The organism is Streptomyces sp. NBC_01298 (genome assembly GCF_035978755.1).
Classification (GTDB): Bacteria; Actinomycetota; Actinomycetes; order Streptomycetales; family Streptomycetaceae; genus Streptomyces.
Genome location: NZ_CP108414.1, coordinates 5,209,946 through 5,223,199, shown reverse-complemented (window position 1 = coordinate 5,223,199; position 13,254 = coordinate 5,209,946). Strand labels below are relative to the sequence as shown.

11 protein-coding genes are annotated in these 13,254 nt (G+C 72.9%); 5 read left to right on the top strand and 6 right to left on the bottom strand.

All coding sequences use genetic code 11. The features are described 5' to 3' along the window. Positions 1-42: 42 nt before the first annotated feature. Both OG730_RS23775 and OG730_RS23770 read right to left on the bottom strand, forming a co-directional pair. Positions 43-1,434 carry a hypothetical protein gene (locus tag OG730_RS23775; protein WP_327306132.1) on the bottom strand — a complete coding sequence of 464 codons (1,392 nt, stop codon included), beginning with the start codon at positions 1,432-1,434 and terminating at the stop codon, positions 43-45. 405 nt (positions 1,435-1,839) lie between these two features. Further along, positions 1,840-3,219 (bottom strand): NsdA family TPR-like regulatory protein, encoded by a 1,380-nt coding sequence (locus OG730_RS23770; protein ID WP_327306131.1) that lies wholly within the window; start codon positions 3,217-3,219, stop codon positions 1,840-1,842. Positions 3,220-3,429: 210 nt separating this feature from the next. Between OG730_RS23770 and OG730_RS23765 the strand changes: the two genes are divergently transcribed. The 3 genes from OG730_RS23765 to OG730_RS23755 all read left to right on the top strand — a co-directional run bounded on the left by OG730_RS23765 (position 3,430) and on the right by OG730_RS23755 (position 6,761). Beyond that, positions 3,430-4,119: a bifunctional DNA primase/polymerase gene (locus OG730_RS23765; RefSeq protein WP_327309385.1), complete on the top strand. Its 690-nt coding sequence runs from the start codon at positions 3,430-3,432 to the stop codon at positions 4,117-4,119. Between the two features lie 111 nt (positions 4,120-4,230). Continuing rightward, entirely contained in the window at positions 4,231-5,106 is an 876-nt protein-coding gene (locus OG730_RS23760; protein ID WP_327306130.1) for an ABC transporter ATP-binding protein, read from the top strand. Beyond that, on the top strand, positions 5,103-6,761 hold the full coding sequence (locus OG730_RS23755; protein WP_327306129.1) for a transporter: 1,659 nt from the start codon (positions 5,103-5,105) through the stop codon (positions 6,759-6,761). The genes OG730_RS23760 and OG730_RS23755 overlap by 4 nt, the downstream gene beginning before the upstream one ends. A 112-nt stretch (positions 6,762-6,873) precedes the next feature. Here the strand turns inward: OG730_RS23755 and OG730_RS23750 are convergent, their stop codons facing one another. From OG730_RS23750 to OG730_RS23735, 4 genes are all read right to left on the bottom strand, one after another. Beyond that, positions 6,874-8,136 (bottom strand): transglycosylase family protein, encoded by a 1,263-nt coding sequence (locus OG730_RS23750; protein ID WP_327306128.1) that lies wholly within the window; start codon positions 8,134-8,136, stop codon positions 6,874-6,876. A 154-nt stretch (positions 8,137-8,290) separates the two neighbouring features. After that, entirely contained in the window at positions 8,291-9,922 is a 1,632-nt protein-coding gene (locus OG730_RS23745; RefSeq protein ID WP_327306127.1) for a CHAP domain-containing protein, read from the bottom strand. A gap of 323 nt (positions 9,923-10,245) precedes the next feature. Further along, positions 10,246-10,422 carry a hypothetical protein gene (locus OG730_RS23740; protein ID WP_327306126.1) on the bottom strand — a complete coding sequence of 59 codons (177 nt, stop codon included), beginning with the start codon at positions 10,420-10,422 and terminating at the stop codon, positions 10,246-10,248. Between the two features lie 158 nt (positions 10,423-10,580). Beyond that, complete coding sequence (locus OG730_RS23735) at positions 10,581-10,982, bottom strand: hypothetical protein (RefSeq protein ID WP_327306125.1); 402 nt, start codon at positions 10,980-10,982, stop codon at positions 10,581-10,583. A 161-nt stretch (positions 10,983-11,143) separates the two neighbouring features. Here OG730_RS23735 and OG730_RS23730 point away from each other — a divergent pair, with 161 nt between their 5' ends. Continuing rightward, on the top strand, positions 11,144-12,142 hold the full coding sequence (locus tag OG730_RS23730) for a helix-turn-helix transcriptional regulator (protein ID WP_327306124.1): 999 nt from the start codon (positions 11,144-11,146) through the stop codon (positions 12,140-12,142). Positions 12,143-12,581: 439 nt separating this feature from the next. Next, the gene (locus tag OG730_RS23725; RefSeq protein WP_327306123.1) at positions 12,582-13,223 is read left to right on the top strand and encodes a DUF1330 domain-containing protein; all 642 of its coding nucleotides are present in this window, start codon (positions 12,582-12,584) and stop codon (positions 13,221-13,223) included. The last annotated feature ends 31 nt before the right edge of the window (positions 13,224-13,254 follow it).

Sequence of the window (13,254 nt, the reverse complement as noted above, 5' to 3'; positions counted from 1 at the left end):
CTACCGGGGGCCCCACGGGGGGCCTACGGGGTGCGACCCGCCCTAGAGCTGGCTCTTGTCCCGCTTGGTGAGGCCGTACTTGCCGGCGATGGTGTTCCACAGCCCGGACGCGGTCTCCTTGGCCCGGGTGGCGTCGCCGCTCGACTTGTTCCCGTCCGAGGCGTTGCCGGTGGTCCTGGCCTTGCCGTCCTTGCACTTGTCGCCGTCGGACTTGATGTCGTCCGCCCAGTCCGCGTAGCTGTTGTCGGCTTCGGCGGAGGACTTCCACGCCTTGGTGAGGGCCGCGGTCAGCTTCTTGTCGTTCGGGAGCTCGTCCACCTTGAGCTCCTGGAGCCGGGACACCAGCTCGTCGCGCTGCCGGGCCGCGTCGCGCAGATCGGTGGCCGCCTGGTCCAGGTTGCTGCAGGTCTTGATGTCCTCGACGGCCTTGATCACCGCGGCCCGGCTGTCGTTGCTGTCCGCGAGGAGCTTGTCGAGCTGGACCGCCTGCGGCTGCGCGGGGTCCAGCGGGACCTCTCCGGCGTCCGCGGCGGAGCTGCCGGGGGTGGGGGCGGGTGCCACGGCGGCCGGGTCGTTGTTCTGCGCCTTGCCGTCGCTGAGCAGCGCACCGACCCCGAGCCCGACGACGGCCAGGCCGATGACGACGGCGGCGATGATCGCGGGCGAGACCTTGCGGGGAGCGGGCGGCTCCGCGAAGGGCGGCTGCTGCTGGAACTGCTGCTGCGGCGGGGCGTACTGCTGCTGCGCGTACTGCTGCTGCGGGTGCGGCGCGTACTGCTGTTGCTGCTGCTGTTGCTGCTGCGGGTGGGGGCGCTGCGGCGGCTGCCGGCGGAGCACTGGCTCCTGGACGGGCGGCAGTTGCGCCGTGTGCTGCAACTCCTCGCCCCGGAACAGCCCGTCGAACCCGGCGGCGGGATCGGCCGGACCGGCCGGAACCGGCGGGATGTACTGGGTCGCGGCCTCGTCGTAGGAGGCGGCCGCGGGGATCGGGGCGATGTACTGGGTGGCGGCCTCGCCGTGCGCGGGGCCCGCCGGGACCGGCGGTATGTACTGCGTGGCCGCCTCGCCGTGCACGGGCCCCGCGGGGATCGGCGCGATGTACTGCGTCGCCGCCTCCTCGTGCGCGGGGGCGGCGGGCACCGGCGGAATGTACTGGGTGGCCGCCTCCGGCAGCGGCGGGTAGCCGTAGCCGTGCGGGTCGCCGGGGCCCTCGTAGCCGGGGCCGACCACGTGGCCCTGCGGGTAGCCGTAGCCGTAATCGGGGCCGTCGGGTGCGGGGTAGCCGTAGGAGGGCTGACCGTACGGCGGCTGGCCTTGCAGGTACTCCGGCTCCCCGCCGGGCTGCGCGGGCGGCTGCGTCGGCGGCTGTGCGGGTACGTACGGGCCCCACGGCTCGCCGCCCTGGGGGCTGCCGCCCTGTCCGCTCTCCGTCACCGGAACTCCCTCTCCAACCTGTCCGCGTCTACGGAACCGTCGGCTCACGCTACCGTTCCCCGCCGAGATTGCCAGTGTCGGCCTCGCCCCCGGGAGCCGGGCCGGGCGCCGGGTGCCCGGCATCGGCGGGGAAATGCGGTGGTCCGTACAACCCCCGGGGCGGACCCGTCGTCCAACCCGGCGGAAGATCACATGGACGCACGGGGGACGACCGGTGAACAGCTTCAGGAGGACCATGACGGCCGTCGGCACGGCGGTCGTGCTCACGGCCGCGGGGGCGCTGGTGGCTCCCGCCGCGAGCGCGGCCGCCACCTGGCCACGACCGGCACTCAGTTCCGCCTCGAAGTCACCGGCCGACCCGGCCGCACCGGCCGGCCCGCCGCCCGCAATCCCCGGGCGGCCGGGTCAGCCGACCGGCTCCAGGCGTGCGGTGAACTCCCGGGCCGCCGGTTCCTCCCGGTACGGGTCCAGGCGGGTGCGGAAGTCCTCCAGGTACGCCGTCCCGCGGTGCGAGCGCAGGCCCGACAGGAGCTCCGCCGCCTGCGTGGCCGTCTGGCAGGCGGCCTCCACCTCGCGCTGCTGCACCCGCGCCGCCGCCAGCAGGAGCAGGCCGATCGCCCGGCGCCGCGCCTTGCCCGCCGGGAGGTCCCGCAAGGACTCCTCGGCGCGCCGTGCCGCCGCGTCGGCCTGGCCCAGGTCCCGGTGGCAGTGCGCCAGTTCGTCCGCGAGGTAGGCCTGGTCGAAGTGGCGGATCCACTCCGGGTCGTCCCCCGACTCCGGCTCCGCCCGCTCCAGCGCCGTGAGCGCCCGCGAGGACAGCACCGTCGTCGACCGCGCGTCGCCGAGGAGCGCGTGCCCGCGCGCCTCCGCCGCGTAGAACATCGCCTCCACCCGGGGGGTGACCTGGCCCCGGGTGCCCTCCTGCGCCGCTCTGGCCAGCTGCGCGATCTCCCTCGGGTTGCCCAGTTCCGCCGCGAGGTGGCTCATGGACGCCGCCAGCACGTAGCCCCCGTACGCCCGGTCGCCGGCCGCCTGCGCGAGCCGTAGGGCCTGGATGTAGTAGCGCTGGGCCAGGCCCGGCTGGCCGGTGTCCACCGCCATGTAGCCCGCCAGCTCGGTGAGTCGGGCGACCGCCGCGAACAGGGCCCGGCCCACCGGCTCCCGGTACGAGCCGCCGATCAGGCCGGAGACCACCGAGTTGAGGTAGTGCACGACCACCGGGCGCACGTGCCCGCTGCCGAAGCGGTGGTCGAGGTCCTTCAGCGCCTGCGTGGTGGCCCGTACCGCCTCCACGTCCGACATCCCCACCCGGGAGCCGCCGCTGCGCGCGACCTGCGCGTCGGCCCCGGTGATGAGCCAGTCGCGGCTCGGCTCGACCAGCGCCGAAGAGGCCACGCTCGACCCCGACAGGAAGTCGCGCCGGCCCACGTCGCTCCGCCACAACTCGCTGACCTGCTCGATCGCGCCGATGACGGTCGGGGAGAACTGCAGGCCGACGCCCGAGGCGAGGTTCTTGCCGTTGGCCATGCCGATCTCGTCGATGGTGACGGTCCGGCCGAGCTTGCGGCCCAGTGCCTCGGCGATGATCCCCGGAGCCCGGCCGCGCGGCTGCTGCCCGCGCAGCCAGCGGGCCACGGAGGTCTTGTCGTAGCGGAGGTCGAGACCGTGCTCGGCCCCGCACATGTTGACGCGCCGGGCGAGCCCGGCATTGGAGCACCCGGCTTCCTGGATGAGCGCCTGCAGCCGTTCGTTCGGCTGGCGGGCGACGAGAGGCCTGGCTGCCATGAAAACCCCCAGAGACGCGGGTGATCGTTCGAATGATCACTTCCCGCCTGATGTGCGGGGAATCTTCCCCATTGCGTCCTGTCGTTACCCACCTCCGGCGCCCCGGCCTCCTACGCGCCCCCCGCGATGCACCGATGCGCCCCGCATGCAGGATCGATGCTCCCGAGCCCGGCCGGTTTACGCCCGTAACCCCCGGTGACCGCAAGAGTTGTGTTGCACGTGGAAGAGACCATCGGAGTCACGGAGACCGCGCCCATCCCCCTCCAGCGCAGTGAGCCGCTGCTGGACCATGCCGTGCGGTACACGGAAGAACGGCACTGGGATGTCTTCGCCGGCACCTGGCTGGAGTCCGGCGACGGGCGCGAGCGGTGCTCGTGCGGGGCACCGGAGTGCCCGGCGCCCGGCGCGCACGCGGCGGGGAAGGACTGGGCCTCGCAGGCCTCGGGCAGCGCCGTGCAGGTCAGGCGGCTCTGGGGGAAGAACCCGAAGGCCGCCATCCTGCTGCCCACCGGCCGGACCTTCGACGCCCTCGACGTCCCGGACGCCGCCGGCTTCCTGGCACTGGCCCGGCTCCAGCGCATGCAGCGCACCCTCGGACCGGTGATCGCCAACCCGGCGGGGCGGATGCTGTTCTTCGTCCTGCCCGGCGCCGGGGCCAAGGTGCCCGATCTGCTGCGCAAGATCGGCTGGCAGCCGGCCCAGCTCGATCTGGTCGCACGCGGTGAGGGCGAGTACGTCCCCGCCCCGCCGACCCGGATCGGCGGACGCGGCTCGGTGCAGTGGGCGCAGCCCCCGACGGCCGCGAACCGGTGGCTGCCGGACGTGGAGGAGCTGATCGACGCCCTGGCCTACGCGTGCGGACGCGAGGCGGCGGCGGAACGGGCCCGGCGCGGGGCCTGACCAGCGGACATGCCCGTGGGGAAACTCATGACATAAGTAACTGCTCCGCCTCTCCCCCTCCTCCTATGGTGAGAAAAGCAGGACACGGGGAACAGAACGAGAGGCAGGCGCATGCCGGACCAGGGCGTTGCGACGGGCGGGGCGACAGACGGAACGGGCGGCGGTGCGCGATCCGCACCGTCCGCCGCACCCGCTGTGCGGGTCGAGGGTTTGTGGAAGCGGTTCGGCGAGCAGGTGGCCGTGTCCGGGATCGATCTGGAGCTGCCCGCCGGGCAGTTCGTCGGCCTGGTGGGGCCGAACGGCGCGGGCAAGACGACGACGCTGTCGATGATCACCGGTCTGCTGCGCCCGGACATGGGCCGGGTGATCGTCGCCGGGCACGACGTGTGGGCGGACCCGGTGAAGGTGAAGTCCCGGATCGGCGTGCTGCCGGAGGGACTGCGGCTCTTCGAGCGGCTCTCCGGGCGCGAACTGCTCGGCTACATGGGCCGGATGCGGGGGCTGCCGGGCCGGGAGACGGACAGCCGGGCCACGCAGCTGCTGGACATCCTCGACCTGGCCGGTTCGCAGCACAAGCTGATCGTCGACTACTCGACCGGCATGCGGAAGAAGATCGGCCTGGCGGCCGCGCTGCTCCACAACCCCGAAGTGCTGTTCCTGGACGAGCCGTTCGAGGGCGTGGACCCGGTGTCGGCGCAGACCATCCGCGGAGTGCTGGAACGTTACACCGCCTCCGGAGCCACGGTCGTCTTCTCCTCCCACGTCATGGAGCTCGTCGAGTCGCTGTGCGACTGGGTCGCCGTCATGGCCGCCGGCCGGATCCGGGCCGCGGGGCCGCTGGCCGACGTACGGGGCGACGCACCCTCGTTGCAGTCCGCGTTCCTGGAGCTGGTCGGGGCGCAGGGCCGGGCCACGGGCGAGTCCCTGGACTGGCTCGGCGGCGGATCCACGGGCAACGGGGCGGGCAGCGGGGCGGGCGTCCGATGAGCACGTCCGCCACGTCCACCACGTCCACCCCGACCGCCCCGGCCACCGCGCCCGCCGCGCCCGCCGACATCACCCCGATCTTCGTCCGCCTGAAGCTGTCGCTGCTGCGCAACGGGCTCAAGGGCTCCTCGACGCGCAAGGCCGCCTACTTCGGCGCCCTCGCCTTCGCGCTCGTCATCGCCTTCTTCGCCATGCTCGGCCTCGTCGTGCTGCGCGGCAACGCGCACGCCGGCTCGGTCGTCGTCCTGCTGGCGGCGATCACGGCCCTCTGCTGGACGTTCGTCCCGCTGTTCTTCGCCACCGGCGACGAGACGCTCGACCCGACCCGGCTGGTCATGCTGCCGCTGCGGCCGCGGCCGCTCGTACGGGCCATGCTGGCCGCCTCACTCGTCGGCATCGGGCCGCTGTTCACGCTGTGCCTGGCCGTCGGCTCGGTGATCGCCGTCGCCCGGGGCGCGGCGGGCGTGGTGGCGGCCGTACTGGCCGTGCCGCTGCTGCTGGTCGGCTGCGTCACGCTGGCCCGGGCCGTGGCCACCGCCAACGTCCGGCTGCTGACCAGCCGCAAGGGGCGGGACCTCGCGCTGCTCAGCGGCCTGCTGATCGCGATCGGCGCGCAGGCGGCGAACTTCGCCGCCCAGCGGCTGTTCCAGACCGGCGGCCTGGAGCGGCTCGAGCCGGCCGGGGAGATCGTGCGCTGGCTGCCGCCCGCGACGGCCCTCGGGATGGTGGACTCCGCGAGCGAGGGCTCGTACGGGATCGCCGCCGCCCAGCTCCTCATCACGGTCGCGGCCCTCGGCCTGCTGCTCTGGTTCTGGGAACGCAGCCTGACCAAGCTGATGGTCACCCCGGACGGTTCGACGATCGCGGCCGCCAAGGAGAAGAAGAAGCCGGCGAACGACGCGACCGGCCGCGGCCGTTCGCTCCTGCCGGACGACCGTACGGGCGCCGCCGCCCAGCGCGTGCTGCGCTACATGGTGCGCGACCCGAAGACCAAGTCGGCGTGGGTGTCCGCCCTGGCGCTCGGCCTGATCATCCCGGTCGTCAACGCCGTCCAGGGCGCCGGCTCGGTGTACCTGGCCTGCTTCGCCTCGGGCATGCTCGGCATGCAGATGTACAACCAGTTCGGGCAGGACACCTCGGCGTTCTGGATGGTCGCGCAGACCATTTCGAGCACCCGGGACGCCTACGTGGAACTGCGCGCCCGCGCCCTGGCCCTCGCGCTGGTCACCGTGCCCTTCACGGTGGTGGTCGCGACGGTCACGGCCGGCCTGCTCGGCAACTGGGCCGGCCTGCCCGGCGCCCTGGGCCTGGCCCTGGCCCTGCTCGGCTCGATGCTGGGCACGGGAGCCCTGGCGTCCGCCCATCTCCCGTACTCGATCCCGACCGACGGCGCCTTCAAGAGCGTCGCCCCGGGCCAGGGCGCCCTGGCGTGGGCGGCCCTCCTCGGCGGCCTGCTCTCCTCGGCCCTGGTCAGCTCCCCGCTGATCGCCCTGGCCGTCTACTTCAGCGCCACCGACCAGCAGTCCCTGACCTGGATCCTGCTCCCCCTGGGGCTGGCCTGGGGCGCGCTGGCCACCTGGGCCGGGATGCGCCTCGCGGCCCCGGCGGTGGTGCGCAGGCTCCCCGAGATCCTGGTGGCGGTCAGCAAGGGCTGACCCGGCCGGCCGGCCTCGTACCGGCGCACGACCGAACGGGCCGTGGCCCTCCGCTCCCCCCCCCGGGGGCAGAGAACCACGGCCCGTTCGCCCGCGCGGCCGCCCGCCCCGATCAGGCGGTCGGGAACTTCGCGACGAAGGCGCTGCCGACACCGACCACGTCGTCGAAGCTGCGCTTGCCGGCACCGAACTCCGAGCCCGCCATCCCGCGCTTCTTGCCGTTCACGATCTCCCAGACGGTGGGGTCGTTCAGCGACTTGACCATCGTGCCGTTGGCGGGGGCCGCCTTGGCGGCGGCCGAGGCCAGCCATTCGCCGGGAGTGCCGAGCAGCGGGCTCTTGTCGTAGCCGAAGCCGGTGAAGTCGGCGTTGGTCAGGGGGACCGCCACGCCGCCGGCCATCACGTAGACGGTGGCGTTGGCGCCCGAGACCTCCTTGACGATGGAGCCGTTGGGCATCTGCCGGGTCGCCGCGGCGGCCAGCCAGTCGGTGGGAACGCCCATCAGGGCCTGCTGGTTGTACCCGTTGGCGGTCCACTCGGCACCCGAGATGTGCAGCGCCGCACCGTTGACGACCACGTAGCGGGACGGGTCGTTGCCGGTCTGGTCCATCACCACGCGGCCGGTCGACACGGTCCGCTGCGCCGCGGCCTGCAGCCAGGCGGTCGGCAGGCCGTAGTCGGCGCGGAGGTTGTAGCCGTCCTCGGTCCAGTCCGACGCGGAGATCGGCAGCGCGGCACCGTCGATGATCACGTACCGGTTGGCGCCGCCGGCCTGGTCGTGGACCACGGTGCCGGCGGGCGGGGCGCTGGGCAGCCCGTTGAACGCGTTGGGGTCGATGACCACGACCTTGCCCAGGTCGTACTTGTCCGGGGTGACGTCCGAGCCGGCCACCGGGACACCGGCCCCGGCGATCATCACCCGTACGTCCGGGCCGTTCGGCGACTTCACCAGGGTGCCGCTGGCCAGGGAGGAGGGGGCCGGGTAGGTCGGGGCGTTGGGGTACGGGTCCGCGTGGTCGGCGCCGAGGTTGTACTTGGGACCGCAGTTGGGCCAGGCGCCCTGGCCCTGCCCCGCCAGGATCTTCTCGCCGATCAGGATCTGCTGCTGCTTGGTGGCGTGGTCCGCCCGGTCGGCGTACTGGGTGCCGCCGTACGCGCGCCAGGTCGGCATCGATATCTGGAGGCCGCCGAAGTACTGCCCGGTCGAATTGATGATCTGCCAGTTTCCGGAGGCCTCGCACTGCGCGACCTTGTCCCAGGTCGCGATGGAGGCGGCGGAGGCGGGGGTGCTCGCGAGGAGCGGGGCGGCCAGGGCCAGCAGGGCGGTGGCGGCGGTGGCGAGCGCGGACTTCTTGCGGGCGGCGGCGGAGCGCATCGGGATTCCCTCGGGGAGCAGGTCGGGCTGGGTGTCGGCGGCGGAGCGGCCGGGCCCGAGCCGCCCGGCCTGTTCGGGCCGGGCGGCTCAGGGGCGGTGCTCAGTGGTGGATCTCAGCGGCGGCGCTCAGCGGCGGCACCGGCAGCGACCGGGATCAGGCGGTCGGGAACTTGGCGATGAAGGCGCTGCCGACACCGACCACGTCGTCGAAGCTGCGCTTGCCGGCGCCGAACTCCGAGCCCGCCATCCCGCGCTTCTTGCCGTTCACGATCTCCCAGACGGTGGGGTCGTTCAGCGACTTGACCATCGTGCCGTTGGCGGGGGCGGCCTTGGCGGTGGCCGAGGCCAGCCATGCGGCGGGGGCACCATCGATGGGGCGCTGGTCGTAGCCGAAGCCGGTGAAGTCGGCGTTGGTCAGCGGTACGGCGACGCCACCGGCCATGACGGAGACCGTGGCGGAGGACCCGGAGGCGTCCTTGACGATGGTCCCGTCGGCAACCTGCTTGGTCACCGCCGAGCCGAGCCACTCACCGGGGACACCCATGAGGGACAGCTTGTCGAAGCCGACGCTCGTCCACTCGGTGGCCGAGATGCCCACCGGGGTGCCGCCCACCATGACGTAGCGGGAGGCGTCGGTACCCGACTGGTTCATGACGACCGTGCCGGACTCCAGCGGCTTGGCCACGGCGCCCTTCAGCCACTCGGCCGGAACACCCATCAGGGTCTGCTCGTTGTACTTGTCGGCCGTCCACTCGGAGCCGGAGATGTGCAGCGCGGTGCCGGCGACCATGATGTAGCGGGACGGGTCGGTGCCGGACTGGTCCATGACCACGATGCCGGTCGCCACCGTCCGCTGGGCCGCGTTCTTCAGCCACGAGGTCGGAACGCCCATGTCGGCCCGGGTGTTGTAGCCGCCGGAGATCCAGTCCGCGCCACCGATCTTGAGCGCGGCGTCACCGATGATCACGTACCGGTCCGCACCGCCGGCCTGGTCGTGGACCACGGTGCCCGACGGCGGGGCGCTGAAGAGGGAGCGGAAGGCCTGGTCGTCGATGGTGACGACCTTGCCCATGTCGTACTTGTCAGGGGTGACGTCGGAGGCCGCCACCGCGAGACCGGCTCCCTTGATCAGGACCTTCACGGCCGGGCTGCTCGCCGACTTCACGAGCGTGCCGTCGGCCAGCGAGGCCGGGTTCGGGAGGGAGGGGGTCGAGCTGCCGGCCGGGGAGACGTAGCCGCTGATCTTCTGGCTCCCCCAGGGACGCTCGCCCACGGCCCCGTCGTAGGTGTAGGCGGTGCTGACGTGACCCGCGCCGCCGCCCTGGTTGCCGCCGGTGATGGTGACCTTGTCTCCGGATACCCCGGTCACCAGCGCCACGTGGGCGGCCCAGTCGCTGCCGTTGTAGTCGAAGACGACCGCGTCACCGACGTGCGGCGTGCTGGTGATCGTCCCGTACTTCTTTCCGTAGGCCATGAAGCTGGCCGCTCCGTCGGTCAGGGTCGCCAGACCCGTGACCCCGTTGCGGGCCCAGACCCAGCCGGCGAAGTCGGCACACCAGGCGTGGGCCGTGCGGCCGTTGACGCAGCTGTTGTACTGGTTGGGGCCGCCGTCGTAACCACCGTGGGCACAGGCTCCGTTGCCGTTCTCGGCGACGGCCGTGGCTGCGATTCCGTCGGTCAGCGTCGAGGCGCTGGCCGGGTTGGCGACCACCATGGTGAACGCCGTCGCCGCCAGGGCGGAGGTGGAGGCGATGCGGATGGCGATGGTCTTGATGCTGCGGGACATGACGAAGCTCCTGATGGCGTGAAAGAAAGTGTGTGGTGGCGCTGCGGAGACCGCAGACGGGCCTGGTGAGGGCCGAAGTGTGGGGGCGCGCCGGGCCGGTGGGGACGGCTGCCCTGCAGGAGCAGCTGTCAGGCCGGTGGGTGCGATGCCCGGGTGGTGCGGTGCGGCTCGGCACTGGCGGTTGATCGGCCAGGCGGTGGTGCTGGTGGTGGTGGTGGTACGAGTCCTGCGGGTTCTACGGGGTCCTGCGGGTCCTGCTGTGAAGTTCGTGGGCCGTGACCGGGTGGCGCTTTCGGCGCTGCTGCCCCGGACGGCGGGGCCGGCTACTCCCAGGCGGTGGTGTTCTTGCCGACGGGGGCGGTCTCCCAGGCGGTGGTGGCGCTGACTCGGGTCTCGCTGGTGTTTCCGGTTCCGTGGGCCGCCAGGGCCGGGGTGACGGTGGCGACGGCCAGGGCGAGGGAAGCGACCGCGGCGGCCTTGACGAGGCGAGTGCGAAGCATGGGAGTGGTCCTTTTCGAGAGTGGGGATGACGGGCCGGTGACGGGCCCTTTCCGGTCTCACGTCCCGCGGTGACGTTTCCTCCGGTCTTGCCTTCCAGGTGGTGTTCCCTTCCGGCGATCACTACTTTCGTCGCAGCTCAGCGTGGGTGGAAGTACTTTCAGCTGGACGGAACCGGACCTGGACCGTTGTGGCCACGAGGACCGAAAGCGGCCAGCAGGAGGTGCTCGTAGTACGGCGTCACGAGGGGGACCCCGACCCGGCCGACGGTCCAGCCGGACAGCGCCGGCACCTCCTCGACGGCGCGGCGGCACAGGGCCTCCGTACGCCCCTCCGCCTCGCCCAGGCTGTCCGCGATCAGGTACACGCCCAGCGTCGGGAGGGCGCTCGGCAGAGCACCCGGCAGCCCGCCCGGCAGCGCACCCGGATGTGTGGACACGTGCTCGACCGGACCGCAGCCGGTGGGATCGGCATCGGCGAGGGCGCGGACGAGTTCGCCCGCGTGCGAGGGGAGCCGGACGCCGGGCGCGGGGGCCCGCAGGGCCGCGTGGATGAGATACATGCTCACCACCATCCCGGCGACTTCACAACGGGCAAATAGCTCGAAGCTGGACGCTTGGGTCCTTGGCCGCAAGAGGCCAGACCTCCCCCGGATGCCCCCGAATGCGCGTGCGATGATCAGCCAACCTTGATTTACAGGTGTACACAGGGGGGGGAACCGCTGTGCTGGCAACACTTGGCCTCGATGCGACCGCAGAGGCCGTCTACCGCACCATGCTCGCGCGCCCGCGCGACGGAGTGCGCGCTCTCGCCGAGCAACTCGGCGTCACCGAGAACGAGGTCCGGGCCAGCCTCGACCTGCTCAGTGAACTGGCACTGATCCGCCCGTCCTACGAGCGGGAGGGCGAGCTGCGCGCCGTCTCCCCCGAGGTCGGCATGGAGATCCTCATGGCCCGCCAGCAGGCGGACCTCGCGGCCCAGCAGCTGCGCATCGAGGCTTCTCGCGCGGCCGCCGCGCAGCTGATCGCGGAGTTCGCCGATCTGACCCCGGCCGCCTCCAGTCCCGGCGTCGAGCAGCTGGTGGGCCTGGACGAGATCCGGACCAGGATCACCAGCCTGGCGCACGGGGCCCGGACCGACCTGATGGCCTTCGCACCCGGCGGGGGCCACCGCCCGGAGACCCTGGAGGCGTCGAAGGCCGGGGACCTGGCCCTGCTGGGCCGCGGGGTGCGGATGCGGTCGTTGTTCCAGGACAGCGTCCGCAACAGCCAGAGCACCGTGGCCTACGCGGCGTGGCTCGGCGAGCTCGGCGGAGAGGTCCGTACCGCTCCCGATCTGCCGACCCGGCTGATGATCTTCGACCGCACCACGGCCGTGATCCCGGTCAGCAGCGAGGACAGCGCGGCGGGGGCCGTGGTGCTGACCGGCCAGGGCACCCTGACGGCGCTGTGCGCCCTCTTCGAGAACGTCTGGTCGAACGCCCGGCCACTGGGCGGCGCGCCGGAGGAGCGGGACGACGGCGGGCTCAGCCCGCAGGAGACCACGGTCATCCGGCTGCTGGCGCAGGGCCTCACCGACGAGGCCATCGCCAAGCGGCTCGCCGTTTCGCCGCGCACGGCCCGCCGGCTGGCCACCGGCCTGATGGAGCGGCTGGACGCCGCGAGCCGCTTCGAGTTCGGAGTCCGCGCGGTCCAGCGCGGCTGGCTGCCCGGCACGGAATAGCCGCCGGGCCCACCGGGGTCGAAGGCCGCGGCAGAAAGCCCCCGGCCGCCTCGTCACGAGGCGGCCGGGGGCTTTGCGTTGGCACAGGGCTCATCGCGCCGACGGGTCGGGGCGGACCAGCATCTTGCCGCTGGTCGCGCCGCGCATCATGCCGAGAAGGCCTCCGGGGCGTGCTCGATGCCGGCGACGACGGTCTACTCCGTCGGCAGACTGCGGTCCGCCAGCCGTCCCGCCGCCCGGCCGATCCACTCCGGGAACAGGTCGAAGTGGCTGGATACTGGCGCAGGACGCGCGGCCCGGCGGCGCGGCCCGGCGGCGGCCGTGGCTCGACTGGAACCAGCGGCTCGGGGTGACTTCCGGGGCGGCGCTGGTCCTGGCGGAGCTCGGGGTGACTTCCGGGGCGGCGCCGGTCCTGGCGGAACTGGGGTAGGTCGCGGAGTTGCGGGCCGACCCGGCCGCGGCCGAGTCCCTCCACCGGGAGGGCCTCGCGGCGGCCCGCCGCACCGGGGACCCCCGTGCGCCCGCCCTGGCCCTCGAAGGCCTGGCGGGGATGCTCCCGCCCGCCCGGGCGGCCTCCCTGCTGGGCACGGCGGCGGCGCTGCGCGCCTCGGGGGGCACCCCGCGCCCCGCGGCCATTACCTCCGGGGTAATCGCACCGCCCGGCCGGCCTCGGCTACGTTCGCGGCCGTCGCCCACCCCGAAACGAAGGAGCCCGGTGGTGCCCGCTTATGGCTTCGCTCATCTCTGCAGCCGCCGGAGCCACTCCGACGTCATCGAGTACCTGGAGCGCATCCAGGCGACCCTCGACCCCTTCGCGGGCCGCTTCGTCATCCACGGTCCACCGGCCGAAGTCGTAGAGGGGAGTTGGCCCGGCAGCATGGTGCTGATCGAGTTCCCCGGCCTTGCCGAAGCCCGTGCCTGGTACGACTCTCCGGCCTACCGGTCCATCCTGCGCCTGCGGACCGACCACATCGAAGGCGACCTCCTGCTGATCGAAGGGGTCGGGCCGAACTATCGCCCCGCCGAACGAGCTCGCAAGCTGCAAGCCGAAGCCCGCCAACCGGGCCGGGCCACCGGCTAGTTCAGGACGCGCGCCCGGCGCCGAGCGGGCC